At 59.9% G+C, this 15,089-nt stretch carries 16 protein-coding genes; 7 read left to right on the top strand and 9 right to left on the bottom strand.

Annotated features, from left to right (window positions below; all coding sequences use genetic code 11):
• The 4 genes from MOV61_RS10090 to MOV61_RS10075 form a co-directional block, all read right to left on the bottom strand.
• Positions 1 to 589, bottom strand: a 589-nt coding sequence (locus MOV61_RS10090) for an epoxide hydrolase family protein (RefSeq protein WP_247136478.1), incomplete at its 3' end; no start/stop codon positions are given.
• Between the two features lie 60 nt (positions 590 to 649).
• A complete protein-coding gene (locus MOV61_RS10085) occupies positions 650 to 1,066 on the bottom strand; it encodes a nuclear transport factor 2 family protein (protein WP_247136477.1) in 417 nt (138 codons plus the stop codon).
• Positions 1,063 to 2,040 (bottom strand): nuclear transport factor 2 family protein, encoded by a 978-nt coding sequence (locus MOV61_RS10080; RefSeq protein ID WP_247136476.1) that lies wholly within the window; start codon positions 2,038 to 2,040, stop codon positions 1,063 to 1,065. The genes MOV61_RS10085 and MOV61_RS10080 overlap by 4 nt, the downstream gene beginning before the upstream one ends.
• 106 nt (positions 2,041 to 2,146) lie before the next feature.
• The gene (locus MOV61_RS10075; protein ID WP_247136475.1) at positions 2,147 to 2,560 is read right to left on the bottom strand and encodes a nuclear transport factor 2 family protein; all 414 of its coding nucleotides are present in this window, start codon (positions 2,558 to 2,560) and stop codon (positions 2,147 to 2,149) included.
• A gap of 106 nt (positions 2,561 to 2,666) precedes the next feature.
• Here MOV61_RS10075 and MOV61_RS10070 point away from each other — a divergent pair, with 106 nt between their 5' ends.
• Entirely contained in the window at positions 2,667 to 3,590 is a 924-nt protein-coding gene (locus MOV61_RS10070) for a LysR substrate-binding domain-containing protein (protein WP_247136474.1), read from the top strand.
• 40 nt (positions 3,591 to 3,630) lie between these two features.
• Here MOV61_RS10070 and MOV61_RS10065 read toward each other — a convergent pair whose 3' ends face one another.
• Both MOV61_RS10065 and MOV61_RS10060 read right to left on the bottom strand, forming a co-directional pair.
• On the bottom strand, positions 3,631 to 4,635 hold the full coding sequence (locus MOV61_RS10065; protein WP_247136473.1) for an amidohydrolase family protein: 1,005 nt from the start codon (positions 4,633 to 4,635) through the stop codon (positions 3,631 to 3,633).
• A 25-nt stretch (positions 4,636 to 4,660) separates the two neighbouring features.
• Positions 4,661 to 5,374 (bottom strand): SDR family NAD(P)-dependent oxidoreductase, encoded by a 714-nt coding sequence (locus tag MOV61_RS10060; RefSeq protein WP_258718849.1) that lies wholly within the window; start codon positions 5,372 to 5,374, stop codon positions 4,661 to 4,663.
• Between the two features lie 124 nt (positions 5,375 to 5,498).
• On the opposite strand from MOV61_RS10060, the gene MOV61_RS10055 reads away from it, so the two are divergent.
• Positions 5,499 to 6,404 carry a LysR family transcriptional regulator gene (locus tag MOV61_RS10055; protein ID WP_247136471.1) on the top strand — a complete coding sequence of 302 codons (906 nt, stop codon included), beginning with the start codon at positions 5,499 to 5,501 and terminating at the stop codon, positions 6,402 to 6,404.
• Between the two features lie 214 nt (positions 6,405 to 6,618).
• Here the strand turns inward: MOV61_RS10055 and MOV61_RS10050 are convergent, their stop codons facing one another.
• Entirely contained in the window at positions 6,619 to 7,404 is a 786-nt protein-coding gene (locus MOV61_RS10050; protein WP_247136470.1) for a helix-turn-helix domain-containing protein, read from the bottom strand.
• Positions 7,405 to 7,499: 95 nt separating this feature from the next.
• Here MOV61_RS10050 and MOV61_RS10045 point away from each other — a divergent pair, with 95 nt between their 5' ends.
• The 3 genes from MOV61_RS10045 to MOV61_RS10035 are packed head-to-tail and all read left to right on the top strand — an operon-like array spanning position 7,500 to position 10,529.
• Positions 7,500 to 8,372 carry an NAD(P)-dependent oxidoreductase gene (locus MOV61_RS10045; protein ID WP_247136469.1) on the top strand — a complete coding sequence of 291 codons (873 nt, stop codon included), beginning with the start codon at positions 7,500 to 7,502 and terminating at the stop codon, positions 8,370 to 8,372.
• Between the two features lie 29 nt (positions 8,373 to 8,401).
• Positions 8,402 to 9,394, top strand: a complete 993-nt coding sequence (locus MOV61_RS10040; protein ID WP_247136468.1) for an NADPH:quinone reductase — start codon at positions 8,402 to 8,404, stop codon at positions 9,392 to 9,394.
• Positions 9,375 to 10,529 carry a zinc-binding alcohol dehydrogenase family protein gene (locus tag MOV61_RS10035; RefSeq protein WP_247136467.1) on the top strand — a complete coding sequence of 385 codons (1,155 nt, stop codon included), beginning with the start codon at positions 9,375 to 9,377 and terminating at the stop codon, positions 10,527 to 10,529. Before MOV61_RS10040 ends, MOV61_RS10035 begins: the two co-directional genes overlap by 20 nt.
• Positions 10,530 to 10,844: 315 nt before the next feature.
• On the opposite strand, the gene MOV61_RS10030 is transcribed toward MOV61_RS10035, so the two are convergent.
• On the bottom strand, positions 10,845 to 11,975 hold the full coding sequence (locus tag MOV61_RS10030; protein WP_247136466.1) for an NAD(P)/FAD-dependent oxidoreductase: 1,131 nt from the start codon (positions 11,973 to 11,975) through the stop codon (positions 10,845 to 10,847).
• Positions 11,976 to 12,114: 139 nt separating this feature from the next.
• Between MOV61_RS10030 and MOV61_RS10025 the strand changes: the two genes are divergently transcribed.
• Entirely contained in the window at positions 12,115 to 12,837 is a 723-nt protein-coding gene (locus MOV61_RS10025) for a TetR/AcrR family transcriptional regulator C-terminal domain-containing protein (protein ID WP_247136465.1), read from the top strand.
• Between the two features lie 77 nt (positions 12,838 to 12,914).
• Positions 12,915 to 13,663 (top strand): IS5 family transposase gene (locus MOV61_RS10020; RefSeq protein ID WP_247136464.1). Its coding sequence is split into 2 segments (ribosomal slippage): positions 12,915 to 13,257 and positions 13,257 to 13,663, totalling 750 coding nucleotides; the frame shifts between segments, so codons are not numbered across the junction.
• Between the two features lie 183 nt (positions 13,664 to 13,846).
• Here the strand turns inward: MOV61_RS10020 and MOV61_RS10015 are convergent.
• On the bottom strand, positions 13,847 to 14,965 hold the full coding sequence (locus MOV61_RS10015) for a LacI family DNA-binding transcriptional regulator (protein ID WP_247136463.1): 1,119 nt from the start codon (positions 14,963 to 14,965) through the stop codon (positions 13,847 to 13,849).
• Positions 14,966 to 15,089 lie beyond the last annotated feature (124 nt).

Here is a 15,089-nt window from a genome sequence, read left to right as displayed (position 1 = left end):
GCGGCTTGTCGGACCAGGCGAAGCCGGGCAGCGAGGGGATCACGACGTCGAACGCGTCCTCAGCGCGAGCGCCGTGTGCGGTTGGGTCGGTGAGCGGCCCGATCACGTCCAAGAACTCGGCGACCGACCCCGGCCAGCCATGCGTCAGGATCATCGGCAGCGCGCCCGGATGCTTCGACCGCACATGTATGAAATGAAACCCGAGCCCATCGATCTCGGTGCGGAACTGCGGGATCGTGTTGATCCGACGCTCAAAGCGCCTCCAGTCGTAATGGTCACGCCAATGGGCGATCAGCGCCTTGGCCTTGGCCAGTGGGACGCCCTGCGACCAGTCGGCCACTGTCTCCCGCTCGGGAAGGCGTGCCGTGACCAAGCGCCGCTTCAGGTCATCTAGCGCGGCCTGCGGGACGGCCACCCGGAAGGGTATGATCGCGGAGCTGGCAGGAGCGAGAACGGGCGTCGCATCTTCAGCAAACGCTTCGGTCGACAAGCCCCCAAGCGTTGCGACTGTCATGCCTTTGACCAGGCCGCGCAGAACCAGCCTGCGCGACGGCGATTTCAGATTATTGAAAGACGATTGCCGGATCATCGGATGGCTCCTTCGAAATAAAGCAGCGTTCGCGGAACGGTCGGGATTCGGACCATTGGACTAGCTCGCGATCTGGCCGCCACTCCAACGGAGCTCTTCCGAGTTCTCGTCGAGGAAGACGTAGAGGGCCGTGATCCTGCCATCGCGGACGGTAATCACGTCGCATCCCGTGTATGCCGGCGCTTCGCCGCGCGGCCCCGAACCCCAGGCGAGCCGACCTGCGTCGTGGAGCACCTGCGGCGCGCCACGCGGCGTGTAGGCGAAGTGTGGTTGTTTCTTGCGGAGATCGCCAGCGAACTTGTCGATCGCCTCTCGTCCGACGATCACGCCCGGCGGGACATAGAGGACGCCGTCCTCCGCCCAGAGTTCGCCGATCGCCGCGCGGCGGCGCTCGTCGTTGTTCTCGCCGAAAACCTCCTGCAGGTTCCGGTCGAGCAGCTCACGAATCCGGTCTGCGGACTCAGATGACTTTTTCATAATGAGATCTCCTCGGAAGATGGCCCAGGGGCTGCCTTACGATACGTCCCCGTGTTGGATTTCTCAGCCGGCTTGAGACTCCTCGGCAGATCGCCTAGAGCAACCGCTGGAGCTCCGTCCGCTCCAAACGCTTGGGAGATCAGCAGAGTGTCTTCGTACAGCTGAAGGTAGCTGATCTTGCCGTCATGCACCTTCAGATGCAGAGCAATCGGAGTCTCGAACGACCTGCCGTTCCCGGCGATGACATGTGAGAACGTTCCGGTGATAACGACATTATTGCCGTCCGAGACGATGTCGTCGACGTTCGCCGCGCTTTTCCCTTCGACATAGTATGGCCACATCACCGCGAAGAATTCCGGTGCTTGGCTGCCTTTGGTGCGTTTTCCGGTCCAAGGCAGTTCGCTCGATCCGGGCACGAACCAGTCGATCTCTTCGGCGAACAGATCCTTCATGCCCTCCAGATCCTTGCTGCCAATGCATTGCAGCAGTCTTGTTGCGACGGTCTTGGCGTTGTCAGGAACTGTGCTTTTTTCCGGCTCCACTAGCAGACGCTCAAGCCGCACGCTCGCGAAGCGCCAGCTACCCGAAACCTTCTTGTAGGTCTCGTGATAGATTCCCCATCCCTGAAGGATCTTGAGCGGGTTGCCATCGGGAAACACAAGTCGATCGGAGATCGTCCAGGTTCCTTGCGCGGTGTCCGCGTTCAGGATTTCGATCTCCGGTGCATGAACCTGATGTACTGACACCAGAGGGCCCATCAACTGCCGCAGGCCCTCGATAAAAGCGTGCGCCGAGCTAAACCTCTGCGTGTCGTCGGCGCCCCCTGGGGCGCCAGCGATCTCAATCGTTGCATCGGCCACGAAGTCCGCTTCGAGCTCGTTCCATTGCTTCTGGTCGATCAGCCGACAGTAGCGCGCCTTGAGTTGCTTGATATCCTCAATGCCATTGAGCTGCTCAATGGTCCTGCTAGGCATTGCTATTCCTTTCCCAGCCAGATTTGAAAATCTCAGGAGGACGCTGCCATCAAGGTGGCCGCACCTAGGTTTACCCTGCGGCGGACTCGTCCTCCTGTTGTTGCTTTCAGCGAAGTCCGAGTTGCTCCATCACAACGGTCCCCGAGGGGTAGCAGTTGAACGACTGGATCTTGCCGTCCCGGATCCGGAAGACATCGCAGCAGGGTGCATCCATTCGCTTGCCCGTCGGTTGAACCGTACCGGACGGGAGGTCGAGTGGTCCCTTGTGAGTGCCCTGTAGCGCCAGCTCCACAACGATCGTGTCGCCGACCTCGAACATGCGAAACAGTTCACGATGCATGTCGGGAAAGGCCTTCGCATAGACTGCTACCGTCTTGGCCACATCACGGCCTTGGTAGGTGACAGCGACGGATTGGTCAGTCAGCGTACCATCGGGTGTGAAGCAGTCGATGAACGCCTCAAGATCCTGGCGCTCGGCGGTCTCATAGGCCGCGCGCACAATCTTCTCGTTCTCAGTCATGTGCTGATCTCCTCTATTGCTCTTCAGGCGAGATAGGACTGCACCGAACTGATGTTCAGGCCTCCAATTGCAATGGATTTTTGCTCCCAGTAGAATAATGACCATCATGCGATCCGTCACCGACCTCAATGATCTCTACTATTTTGCCCGGGTCGTGGACTCGGGTTCCTATACGGCTGCGGCAAAAGCATTGGATCTTCAGACTTCGAAACTCAGCCGGCGGGTTACCCGGCTTGAGGAAGAACTGGGCGTGCGCCTGATCAATCGCACGACCCGTCATTTGTCGCTGACCGAAGCCGGTCAGATCTTCCACCGACACTGTGTGGCACTGCTCCAAGAAGCGCAGGCGGCAAGGGATGCGATCGACCACATCCTTGCCAGGCCTCAGGGGCTGGTGCGGATGTCTTGCCCGATCGGGTTGCTGCAGGGGGGGCTCGGCGCCTTGCTCGGTCGTTTCCTGGGCGATTATCCTGAGGTACGCATTGCGCTTAATGCGACCAACCGGCGCGTGGATGTAATCGAAGAAGGTCTCGACCTTGCCATCCGCGTGAGATTGCCGCCGATCGAGGATACCGAACTGGCCATGCGCCAGTTTGGAATTTCAGAGATGATCCTGGTCGCCACGCCCGACCTGGTTCGCACCTATGGGGAACCTGCGGCTATTGGAGACATGGCGGACATGCCATTGCTGTCAATGGCGGCGCCGGATGGCAGGACCATGTGGCGGCTGACCCACCTGTCCGGGCAGAAGTCGGAACTCGCCATCATGCCCCGGCTTGCGACAGATGATCTTCTGACCCTAAAGGGCGCGGCTTTGGACGGCCTCGGCGCCGCGCTCATACCGGCCCACCTGGTCGCCATGGAAGTCGAGGCCGGAGTCCTCACTTGGCTGCTGCCAGAATGGAAGACGCCCGGCGGCGTCGTGCATGCGGTATTCCCATCCAGACGTGGGATGATACCGGCCGTCCGCGCCCTGCTCGATTACCTGGTAGCTGGCTTCGCGTTACCAAAAGTCGGGACAAGTCCATGAACCGATCTGGCGCGCGTCCGAGCTTCGCTATCAGATGCAGTCAGTTTTGGCCACGGTTCGACGTCGCTGGGTCGCCTTCGGTCAGGCGAACCCAGTTGCCATAAACGAATGCGGCCTGATCAGTTTCGTCCAGCCCGCAGTCCGCCAGAAATCGCCGCGCATCGCCGCCCGGACGATATTGGTAGGGAAAGTCCGTGGAAAACAGCAGCCGGTCCGCTCCGACGATCGCGGCGGCCCTCGCCAGATAGTCGGGCAGGAACATGCCGCTCGCCGTGACGTATAAGTTGCGGCGCAGGTAAGTCGCAATAGGGTGGTTCAGCCCCGAGAAGCGGTCCAATGCCGCCAGCCGTTCGGCATAGAACAGCACGACCTCGCCCCAATGGCCGAGGATCACTTGCAAGCCGGGCAACCGATCGAACGTGCCGCTCAGCACCAGACGCAGGAACTGGATGCCCGCATCATAATGCCAGCCGAGACCGAACATGGCGAATACGGCATCGACCTCTACTGAGAAGCCGGAATAATAGGCGGATCGAACCTCTGGGGCGGGCGTGCGGGGATGAAGCAGCAAAGGAACTTTCAGCGCGGCTGCGCTCTCGAATACAGGACGAAGTTCCGGATGGTCGAGATTTCGATGTCCGACCCGACCGCACAGGATGGCTCCCTTGAAGCCAAGGGTTCGGACGCAGCGCTCCAGTTCCAGCGCGGCCTCGTCCGGCATCGCCACCGGCAGCGTCGCCAATGCCTGCAGACGATCGGGTCGCCGCGCGACCGCCTCAGCTACTGCATCGTTGGCGCTTCGTGCGAGACCGACGCTTTCCAGCCCCAGATCGTGCAGCGCCGGTGTGGTCAGCGACAGAACCTGAACGTCGAGCCCGGTCTCGTCCATCAGGGCGATGCGTCTGTCGGCAAGATCAAGCAAACGCCGTTCGAGCTCTCCTGAGTGAATGGAAACGCAAGGATCCGCCGAAGCCAGATCAATCGCATTCCAGGCCTCGCGCACTTCCGCCGTCAGATAATGCTCCTCGATGCCGATTAGCTTCATAGGTCTCTTCCCGTCCCTTGAACGATCACCACGGCACGGTCTCGCCAAACCGGTCGATGAAGCGCAGCCCCGATTTCCCCCGCTGCGCGAGCAGCGTTTCGACCAGGGTCGGAATGGTCTCCTCAATGCTGAACGGTGCGTTTGGTCCGCCCAGCGCGGTGCGGATCCAACCTGGTGCCATCAACACCATTGCACGTGGATCGTCGGCATGGCGGGCGGCATAGCTCCGCATGAGTTGATTGAGGGCGGCTTTGCTTGCGCGATAGACCTCGAAGCCGCCATTGGTGTTGTTGGCGATGCTGCCCTGTCCGGACGACATGACCCCGATGAGACCGTCGGCAGTTACCAAATCCTGGAGGCCGTCGACGGCGCGCATCACCCCCAGCGCGTTGGTCAGCATCACTTGCATGAATTCGTCGGTCGAAACCTGGGCGATCGGCGCGGATGCGTCTCTATTGGCTATACCAGAGTTGACAAACAGGATGTCCAAGACGCGGTTTGACAGTTGCTCGTGCAACGCTGAAATCTGCTCAGGCTCGGTGATGTCGAGCGGCGCGATCGTTACCTGATCGGGATGGGCATCGGCGAGCGTGTGTAAATCGGTCCGGCCGCTTTCGCGGACCGTGCCCACGACCTGCCATCCCTGCTTGACGAACTCGATCGCCATCGCGTGTCCAAGGCCGCGCGATGCGCCGACAAGCAGTATTGTCCTGGGATGCTCACCCGAAAATCTATTCATGTGGCCGGCCTTTCATCGTTGCCGCCCAATTATGGGTTTGACCACGGGATGCACCAGACGCATAAGACGCAAAGCATGATTGCGCCGAACGCTATGCATTGCGAAGCCGCGGTATAATGCTGCTATGAACGCTGTCGACCTGAACCTCCTTACGGCACTGGACGTATTGCTGACGGAGCGCAGCGTGACATCCGCTGCCAGACGTCTCGGCCTCAGCCCTTCCGCTATGAGTCGGACGCTGGCGCGGCTGCGTTCGGCCACGGGCGACCCGCTGTTGGTACAAGCCGGGCGCTCACTCGTCCCCACCCCCTATGCCGAGCAACTGGTAGAACGCGTTCACGTCCTCGCCCGCGATGCGCGTACGGTGCTGACGCCAACCGTAGAGTCACTGGACCTGGCTTCGCTCGACCGAACCTTCACGATCCGCGCCAACGAAGGTTTCGTCACGCTATTCGCTGCGGCGATCGTCACGGCGATTACGCGCGAGGCCCCGCTTGTCCGCCTTCGCTTCGCGCCTAAACCCGACAAGGATGCGACCCCGTTACGGGAGGGAACGATCGACGTCGAAGTTGGCACTCAGGGTGTTTCTGCGCCCGAGGTGCGCACCCTGCTGCTCTTTCGCGACCGCTTCATCGGCGTGGCCCGCCTTGGACACCCCTTGCTCGACGGAGCGATGACGCCGCAGCGTTACGCCGCTTGTGGGCATGTCGTCGCATCGCGCCGGGGGGCGTTAACGGGTCCAGTGGACAACGCGCTTCAGGAACTGGGCCTGGAACGCAAAGTCATCGCGGTTGTCCCAGGTTTCCTCGATGCGTTAACAATCGCGCGCCAGTCCGACCTCATCGCGTTGGTGCCGCGCTCCTGTCTTCGCAATGGGGAAGTGGCGGCGCAAGGCCTGGAAGGCTTCGGCCTTCCCGTGTCCACGCCCGAACTGACAATCAGCGTGATGTGGCACCCCCGCCTCAATGCAGACCCGGCCCACCGATGGTTTCGGCAGAAACTCGCCGCGATCTGTCAGGCGATGCCCTGACGCGAGCCAGACGCAGGCTGCGATTTCAACACGGGCATGGGCATCATCGTCCAGAAAGGCGGAAACCATTTGAGCTTACGGGGGAAGGCGTCTCCGATGCGATGTTCGTACTAAAACCGACATTGCTTTCGGACCGTACCGCAAGGTAGCAGGCTTCGATAGGCTCTGTTTTTCCGCTGGCCTGGCAGCCTCGGGGTTGGTCCATCAGCTATCCTCACCCAGTACTGTAGACGATGATCCGAATGTCGGGCCTGTCCTCGTAAACGAGCACGCTGAGGTGAAAGGTCCGCCAGCCAAAGTTTGCGGAATGCAATTCCTTTCGGCTGTCGCCAATTCGGACGATTTCCGGGTCGCTCCACCACTTCTTCGCAGGCGGAAACGCATCCACTATCTCATCCAGCAAACCACGAAGGATCGGATCCGAGCCGCCGGTAAGGTAGTCATGACGGGCTTTGAGGAACATAAGCCGAGCTGTCGATTGCCAGTCACGCACGCTTTTCCGGTAAGCGTCGGAAAAAAACACGATGCGAAGAATGTTCGGGTGTTGCTCACCGAACATCGGAAACTGCTCAGACGCCGCCTTGTTGAAGGCTAAGACATCCCACCTTTTGTCGAGAAAGTAGGCGGGGTCGGAAAGAGCGTTGATCATGGTCAAAAGCCCGATGGGCAACTCTGAAACCTGCGCTTGAGACCGCCGGGCCACCCGACCCGCCAAAGCGTAAAGATGCTCCTGCTCGGCACGGTCGAGCCGAAGACCGCGGACCAGGCGATTGAGAAAATCATCGGAAACCTTGATATCGCGCCCTTGCTCGAACCACGTGTACCAAGTGATGCCAACGCCAGCTAAGGTCGCGACCTCCTCACGGCGAAGACCCTTTGTCCGTCTGCGGGGACCGGGGCTTATGCCAAGTTCTTCGGGTGAGGCTTGCTCGCGACAATACCGAACGAACTCCGACAGCTCGTTTCGCGCCGCTGGTCGTGCCAATCGCTCCCCCGTCATCCAAGCATCCTCAGCTATTACATTAGTAACAGGATAAAAGTCATATGGTAACAGCATAGTTCTCCCGGTACTGTTTTGGCAACAGGGAGAATTTCATGTCGGTTTCCGTTGTCGGCCTTGGGAAAATCGGGGCAACCATTGTTCCCCATCTTCTGGCTCTGGGCGAAGAGGTGGGGGTCTGGAACCGGTCGCCTGCCGCCGTCGAGAAGATGGTCGCGCTGGGTGCAAGGCCACTGAATGACGTCCGTGATGCGTTCGCTTCTAAGCTAGTCCTGTCCATCCTGTTCGACGATGCCGCCGTTCGCGAAGTCATCACGCACGAGGCAATTGCTTCGGCGACCGGTCGAGAGACTCTGCACGTCTGCCTGTCAACGCTAAGCCCAAATCTCGCCGATGAGCTTACCTTGGTGCATCAGACTGCAGGCATCGGCTATCTCTCTGCTCCGCTATTCGGCCGACCCGAGGCCGTCGAGCAAAAGGCCGCCAATATATGCGTCGCCGGTGACCCCGGGCTGCTTGAAAAGGCGCGTCCTTATCTCGAGAGTTTTGGTCGCGTCTGGGCACTAGGCAATGAGCCTCGTCAAGCGAACGTAGCAAAGCTCTGCGGCAACTTCCTGATCGGCGCCGCGGTCGCGGCCATGGCGGAAACAACGGGTATCCTGAAGGCTGAGAAAGCAGATGCCGACGCCTTCATGACCCTGATGACAGACACCCTGTTCGCGTCGCCGATCTACAAAAGCTATGCGCCATCGGTCACCGGTGCGCGACCGCTTCCTGCGAGCGGACTTGCGATGCCGATCAAGGATATGGGGCTACTGGCGGCGATCTCCGCAGAAAATCAATTGAGCAACCGAGTTTTGAAGGCCCTCCGCGAAAGCCTGTCTCGAGCGCAAGACATGGGCTTTGGAGCAGAGGACTGGTCTACCGCATTGGGGCGTTCGGCTCGAATGGCCAGCGCGGTTGCATAGATGACAATCCCTAGAAGTGAGTGCACACCATGCTAGCAGCCTACTATGATCGGCAAGGGACCGCCGGCGACGTTCTTGTGGTTGGGGAACTTGCCGATCCCGAACCCGGTTTCGGCGAGGTCCGCGTGAGGGTCGCGATTTCCGGTGTCAATCCGACCGATATCAAAGCCAGGACTGGCTTTGCCGGTGCGCCGATGGCGTTCCCCCGCATCGTTCCCCATCACGATGGCGCAGGCACGATCGACAAGATCGGCCCCGGTGTCCCCGAAGCACGGCTCGGAGAACGGGTTTGGCTTTACCGCGCGCAATACGGCCGGCCCTATGGAACCGCTGCAGAGTTCGTGGTGCTTCCAAGCAGTTTGGCAGTCCCTTTGCCGGACAACACCTCGTTCGAGACCGGCGCCTGTTTGGGCGTGGCAGCGATTACCGCGCATCGATGCCTGTTTGCCGATGGGGATGTCCGCGGGCGGCGAGTTCTTGTCCAGGGCGGCGGCGGCGCTGTCGGCACTGCCTCGATCCTTCTCGCCAAATGGGCAGGGGCATGGGTGGCGGCGACCGTCAGTCGCCCGGAACAGGAGAAGGTGGCACTCGACGCTGGCGCTGATCTCATCATCAACAGGCATTCTGAACACGTCGCCGCGGCAATCAGGAACGCTACCGGAGATGCCGGCGTCGATCGGATTGTCGACGTTGATCTCGCCAACAATGTCGACGTCGACATCGCATGTCTGGCGCCAGGCGGGGTTGTCACGGCCTATGCGACAGAAGATCCCACAGCCAAGCTGACGATGCCGTTCCGGACAGCGATGTTCGGGAGCTATGTGTTTCGCTTCGTGTTTTTCACCACCATTCCCGACGCGGCCTTTCAGTTGGCCGTTAAGGAGGTGACGGCATGCGTTGCGGCAGGTCGCTATCGGCCTCACATCGGCCTCGAAGTTCCAATGCAGCACATTGCCCAAGCGCATGCAGCCCAGGAATCCGGAAAGATCGTCGGCAAAATTCTTGTCCGGGTCGGTGATTGAAAGTGCGCCGGGCAAGAATGCGCTCATCGGCATTCAATCGGTCAGGACAATTCCGGTCGGCGTGGTGACGGTAGGCAGCCCCCACAATCAAATAACTTCTAAACATCGGGTAGAAAACATGGACCATTCTATCGCTGCCTGGCAGCCCGATCTCGGTCAACCACTTCAGTTGGCCCCCATTGAAGCGCCGCAACCCGGTCCGAACGAAATCCTTGTCCGAAACAGGGCAATCGCAATCAATCCGGTGGACTGGTTGCTGCAGGACACCGCGCTGTTCCCATGGCTGGACTATCCGGCGATCCTCGGCAGCGATGTCGCAGGAGATGTCGTTGCGGTCGGCACCAATGTCGTGGGATTCAAGGTTGGCGACCGCGTCCTTGGGCAGGCGGTTGGGGCGACCACAAATCGGCCCGCGCACGGCGCTTTTCAGAGCTTCACCCTAGTTCTCTCAAACATGGCTTCGAAAATACCGTTGAACATTTCCTATGTGAATGCCGCCGTCCTGCCTCTCGGCCTCGGTACCGCGGCTTGCGGCTTGTTCGAAAAGAACCACCTTGGCTTGGAACACCCGTCGTTGACGCCGAAAGCGACCGGAAAGACCATCTTGGTCTGGGGCGGCTCATCGAGTGTCGGGTGCAATGCAATCCAGCTCGCTGTTGCTGCAGGCTACGAATGCATCACTACGGCATCGCCGCATAACATGGACATGGTGAAGAGCCTGGGCGCTACGCTCATGTTCGACCATGCCGATAAGTACGTGGTAGATCAGGTGGTGGAAGCTCTGCGCGGAAGAGAGTTCGTTGGCGCCCTCCATGCGACAGGAAATATCCAGGATTGCTTTTCTGCAGTCAGCGTTTGCGACGGGAGACGGTTCGTGTCGACAACGCTGCCTCCTCCAACGGACTTAGCTGCCGGCGTTGAAACCAGACTGATCTTTGGGACCAGCCTCAAAGATAACGAGGTCAGCAAAATCGTGTATGTCGACTTTCTCGCCGATGCGCTTGCCGGAGGTAAATTCCAGCCCGCGCCAACGGCGCAGATCGCTGGCCACGGCTTGGAAAGCCTCCAGACCGCCCTGCACGCTCAGAAAAGTGGGGTGTCAGGCGCAAAAATAGTGGTAAGCCTGGAGGCGTAGGCGAACGGCTTCGGCATACGGTGGAAATGCCGCGTGAGCTACGTATTTCGGCATGGGCGCCATCCCGTTGAATCAGTGCATACTTGAATCGCGGGGCCAACGTCAGCCGCAGTTGAAATGATGCAGTAGCTCGTCAGATTTTCCAAACCCGCCGTTCGATCGTGCCACAGATCGAAGCCACGAAAATTGAGAACGATCCGGAACCACCCAGCTTTGAGAGATTGTGCCTCTGGCCGGCAGCACGATGTCGAGATGGAAGCACGTGGCGAGTTCCCCGCCGGTCCGTGACCTGTCGAGTTCTGCAGTGTCACCACCTCAAAGCATCAGCTTCCCCCGAGTGATGATCTCGCTAGCCTTCATGACAATTCCCTCAATGAATACCCCCCATTGAGTAGGCGGTGCCGTCCTGGCATTCCTCTTCTCTGCCGCCTCACCGAAGATGCGGGCCTCCTGACCTCGGGTTCTCTGGAATCCCTCCTTGTTATTTTCAGTAAAGCCGTGCGCGATGACGTCGCACAGCGCTCTGGCATCCTTCAGCGCCATGCTGATTCCTTGTCCGCCAGGTCCATAGGGATGTGCCGCATCCCCGCATAAGATAATCCGGTCGCTGAACCATCGGACCGGGGGCGTTCCATTATAGACAGGGCCGTAAGCTAATATGGCGTCGGCGTCCTTGGTGAACTGGCCGAATTTGCTGCGAAGCTCAGGGCTCCATCGTTCAGCTCGTCTCGCCAGTTCGGCCTCGACACCCGCTCGCGTTACCAGGCCAGCCTCCGCTTCGGACATGGGAATATGCGTCCACAGAAATACGCTCGGCTTCGTGGCTGTCTCGTGCGCCTTCCCGCAGGAGGCGATTCCGACCTGTTGGCCGGGATAGTGGTAGAGCGTCATTTCGACGTTGGCATCGTCACGGGTGATGAGCCCGACCCCCAGATATCCGGCATAGGTCTTGGTAGGGCTCTGGCCAGGGTTCAGGAACTGTCGGACCGTTGAACCCACGCCATCCGCCCCGACGAGCAGGGTGCCGGTAACGGTTTCCCGCGAGTGCGACGTCACTTCGACCCCACCGTCCCGTTCGGTCAGACTGGCGACCTTGAACCCGGTTGTCACCGGAATGCCGAGGGACTGTGCGCGCTTCATCAGTTTTTCATGGAGCGCCAGCCGCGTGACGATGATTGCGGAGGGAGCAATCTCCCGAGCGGAGAAGCTGGCGGACAGGCAGCCAAAGCGCATGTCCACTCTCTTTGTGGCCTCGCCCACAGGGGTCAGTTTTATCAGGTTCAGGATGGCGACACCCTCGGCGGATACGCGCACGCCGCTCGTCGGCCCATCGAACCGTTCCCTCGCTTCGAGAACCTGACAATCGATATTCTGTTCGGCAAGCATGATGGCGAGGCTGAGACCAGCCACCCCCGCGCCGATGATGATCACTTTTGGACTGTGCATTTGAATTCCGGACAGGAGGGACGATTTTCGAGGCTATCCAATAGCAGAGCCCGGCCGAAGAATCGATACATTGTATCGTTCGATGCAATGTATCGAAACATACGTCGCATTGGTCGAATTTGGATGCTATCCTGCCGGTATGTCGAAGAATGCATCCAGCATGCCCTGGGAGCGTCCGGAGCCCCGGCCGCGTCCCGCCCCTGTGCCGCTCAGCCGCGACGCCATAGTCCGTACCGCCATCGTGTTGGCCGATGCCGAAGGGCTTTCGGCAGTGACGCTGCGCAACGTGGCAACCGCGCTGGGTGCGGGTCCCATGCGGCTTTATGGCTACATCGCCACCAAGGAGGATCTGCTTGCGCTAATGATCGACGCGGTCTACGCGGAAATGCTCGCCGAAAAAGAGACACCCGCGGGTGAATGGCGCCTGCAAATCGCTACACTTGCATGTGCCTTGCGGGGTGCCGCATTCCGCCACCCCTGGTTCATCGCCTTGTTGGGCGGAAGGCCGCATCAAGGTCCAAATGCCCTGGCGTTCACCGAGGCTATGTTGGCAGCAGTCGCAGATGCGCCTGGCCTCGACGGGATTGATGCGATTTTCCAGGCGGCGAAGGTTATCGGCGCCTATGTCCTCGGTGCGGTCCGCGACGAGACTGCCGAAGCGGTCGCAGTTTTGGAAAGCGAGATGACCAAAGCGGAATGGCAAGCCGAAAACTGGCCGTATATGCAAAGAATGATCGCGACTGGACGCTTCCCGATGCTCGCCAGGGTCATCAGTGAAATGGATCATCCCACGCCTGAGGCAGTTTTTTACGAAGGCCTCGGGTGCGTCCTCGACGGGATTGCGCGAAGATCTCCGAACTAGGTCGGATCGACATTCAGGATTCCCAAATCACCTGACCGCTGATTCATGGGACACCGTGTTGAACCACGGGGGTCGTTATGGCGGCTAAGCGTTATGAACTGAGTGATGGGCAGTGGACGAAGATTGTGTCCTTGTTGCCGGGCAAGGTGGGCGATCCGGGGCGTACAGGCTCGGATAATCGTTTGTTTATCAATGGTTGCCTCTGGGTTTTGCGCTCCGGCGCACATTGGCGCGATCTGCCGGAGCGGTATGGCAAGTGGAAGACGGTGCATAAGCGCTTCAGCCGCTGGTGCCATGCTGGCATCTGGGAGCAGGTGTTCGAGACGCTGACGGCCGATCGTGACAACCAATACCTGATGATCGACAGCACGATCGTCCGTGCCCATCAGCAGGCAGCTTCCGGAAAAGGGGGGCCAAGGATCAGGCGTTGGGGCGCTCCCGAGGCGGACTGACCACCAAGATCCACATGCTGGCCGATGCGCTGGGCCGACCGTTGCGTTTCATCGTGACTGCCGGTCAGGTCGGCGACATCACGCAAGCGCCGGCGCTTCTGGAGGGGCAGATCGGCAATGCCGTGCTGGCCGATAAAGCCTATGACAGCAACGCCTTGCGGGAAACGGTTGCCGGCATGGGAGCCGAGGCGGTGATCCCGTCAAACCGCTCGCGCAAGATTATTATTCCGCACGATGAACTCCTCTACAAACAGCGCAACCGCATCGAGCGGCGCTTCAACCGAATGAAGCACTTCCGCCGCTTCGCCACCCGCTACGACCGCAGAACCATTCACTTGTCGCGGATCAGCCGGTCGGCAGCTTTGTACCAATAGTGGCATTTCCAGTCCGGCATCACGGTGGAAGACACCGAGCTGGAATAGGTCTCCCCGCAATATCGACCTGCTTGCCCTCGATCGTTCAGGTCGAGGGCAATTCGCGTCAGATCTGCCGGTTTTGGGGCGGCATCAGCCGTCAGTTTGCAGCGCTGGAATCAACGGCAATGACGGCGAGGTGCATCAACCGATTTTCGCGGCATCGTCCTGGAGAACCACGCCGCTATCCTCAAGCTCCGGCGGTGCCCCTATCGATTGTCGTTTGATGAGCGTGGTTGCGAGTACCCGGCAGCGTGGCGTATCGCCCATACCGGTAATACGCCGGACAAGGATCTGCGCGCTTTCAAATCCCAGCTCGTAGACCGGCTGAGCGATGACCGTAATCGGCGGGCTGGTCACGCTTGTCCAGTCGGCATCGTGGAAAGCGACGAGCGACAGATCGCCGGGGATGGACATTCCCAATCTGCGGAGGGTTTTGAACACTTCAAGCGCCACCACGGTATCAGACGCCAGTATGGCAGTCGGCCTGTCGGCGCCCTGAAGCAATTCGGCAATGATCTTGTCACCCAGACCGCGACGGTGGGCACCGAGCCGGATATAACGTTCCGGATGCTGGATGCCGGCTGAGCGGCTTGCCGCGACGACGCCCTCTATTCTCTCCATCACCGTGCTGAGGTTGATCTGGTGCGGTCCCCGGTAGATCGGGTCCTCCGATTCCGTGGCAGAGATGTAGGCGATACGGCGATGGCCAGCCTCGATCAAGGCTCTTGTAGCGGCCTCGGCCGCCTGCCGGTCGTCCGTGACGACGGCATCGACCACAAGGTCCGGGATGGTCCGGTCCAGAAGGACGAGAGGTCGGCCCGATCGTTGGACCTCGTGCAGATGCTGGGTCTCGAATACCGAAGCTGGCGTAACGATCAATCCGTCCACCCGCTTGCCCATCAGCACGCGTACGGCAGCCTTTTCCTTGGCGGCATCCTCGCCGGAATTGGACAGGATGACATCGAATCCGGCAGCGTGGGCCGCATCGCTGATCCCGCGCACGGCCTGACCGAAATAAGGATTTTCGATATCGCCGACGACGACGCCTATCGTCTTCGACTTTCCAGTCGTCATACTGCGCGCAAGCTCGTTGGCCTGATAACCGAGCCTCTTTGCGGCTTCGCGAACCTTCTCCTTCACGACAGGGCTTGCCGTGCCGTAGCTGCCCAGGACACGCGCGGCCGTCGCCTTGGACACGCCCGCGCTCTGGGCAACGTCCGAGATGGTAACCAGCCGCTTTGACGCCGTTCTCTTCATCATGGGTCCGTGACATAGGCTGAGAAAAAAACGGCGTCAAGAAAATCACACCATTGACATGTGAGACCGGTCTCAAATACGCTTGATACCGGTCTCATTTGGAATACCGGCGCTTTTACGCCTTGGA

It is taken from the genome of Neorhizobium sp. BETTINA12A, assembly GCF_023006485.1.
In the GTDB taxonomy this organism is placed as follows: domain Bacteria; phylum Pseudomonadota; class Alphaproteobacteria; order Rhizobiales; family Rhizobiaceae; genus Neorhizobium.
This window is presented reverse-complemented; position numbering and strand designations above follow the sequence as displayed.

What these genes read in the sequence shown, in the direction of transcription:
- MOV61_RS10085 (WP_247136477.1), bottom strand. Translation starts at nt 1,066, where the DNA reads ATGAAAAAGTCATCTGAGTCCGCAGACCGGATTCGTGAGCTGCTCGAC.
- MOV61_RS10080 (WP_247136476.1), bottom strand. Translation starts at nt 2,040, where the DNA reads ATGCCTAGCAGGACCATTGAGCAGCTCAATGGCATTGAGGATATCAAG.
- MOV61_RS10075 (WP_247136475.1), bottom strand. Translation starts at nt 2,560, where the DNA reads ATGACTGAGAACGAGAAGATTGTGCGCGCGGCCTATGAGACCGCCGAG.
- MOV61_RS10070 (WP_247136474.1), top strand. Translation starts at nt 2,667, where the DNA reads ATGCGATCCGTCACCGACCTCAATGATCTCTACTATTTTGCCCGGGTC.
- MOV61_RS10065 (WP_247136473.1), bottom strand. Translation starts at nt 4,635, where the DNA reads ATGAAGCTAATCGGCATCGAGGAGCATTATCTGACGGCGGAAGTGCGC.
- MOV61_RS10060 (WP_258718849.1), bottom strand. Translation starts at nt 5,374, where the DNA reads ATGAATAGATTTTCGGGTGAGCATCCCAGGACAATACTGCTTGTCGGC.
- MOV61_RS10055 (WP_247136471.1), top strand. Translation starts at nt 5,499, where the DNA reads ATGAACGCTGTCGACCTGAACCTCCTTACGGCACTGGACGTATTGCTG.
- MOV61_RS10050 (WP_247136470.1), bottom strand. Translation starts at nt 7,404, where the DNA reads ATGACGGGGGAGCGATTGGCACGACCAGCGGCGCGAAACGAGCTGTCG.
- MOV61_RS10045 (WP_247136469.1), top strand. Translation starts at nt 7,500, where the DNA reads ATGTCGGTTTCCGTTGTCGGCCTTGGGAAAATCGGGGCAACCATTGTT.
- MOV61_RS10040 (WP_247136468.1), top strand. Translation starts at nt 8,402, where the DNA reads ATGCTAGCAGCCTACTATGATCGGCAAGGGACCGCCGGCGACGTTCTT.
- MOV61_RS10030 (WP_247136466.1), bottom strand. Translation starts at nt 11,975, where the DNA reads ATGCACAGTCCAAAAGTGATCATCATCGGCGCGGGGGTGGCTGGTCTC.
- MOV61_RS10025 (WP_247136465.1), top strand. Translation starts at nt 12,115, where the DNA reads ATGTCGAAGAATGCATCCAGCATGCCCTGGGAGCGTCCGGAGCCCCGG.
- MOV61_RS10015 (WP_247136463.1), bottom strand. Translation starts at nt 14,965, where the DNA reads ATGATGAAGAGAACGGCGTCAAAGCGGCTGGTTACCATCTCGGACGTT.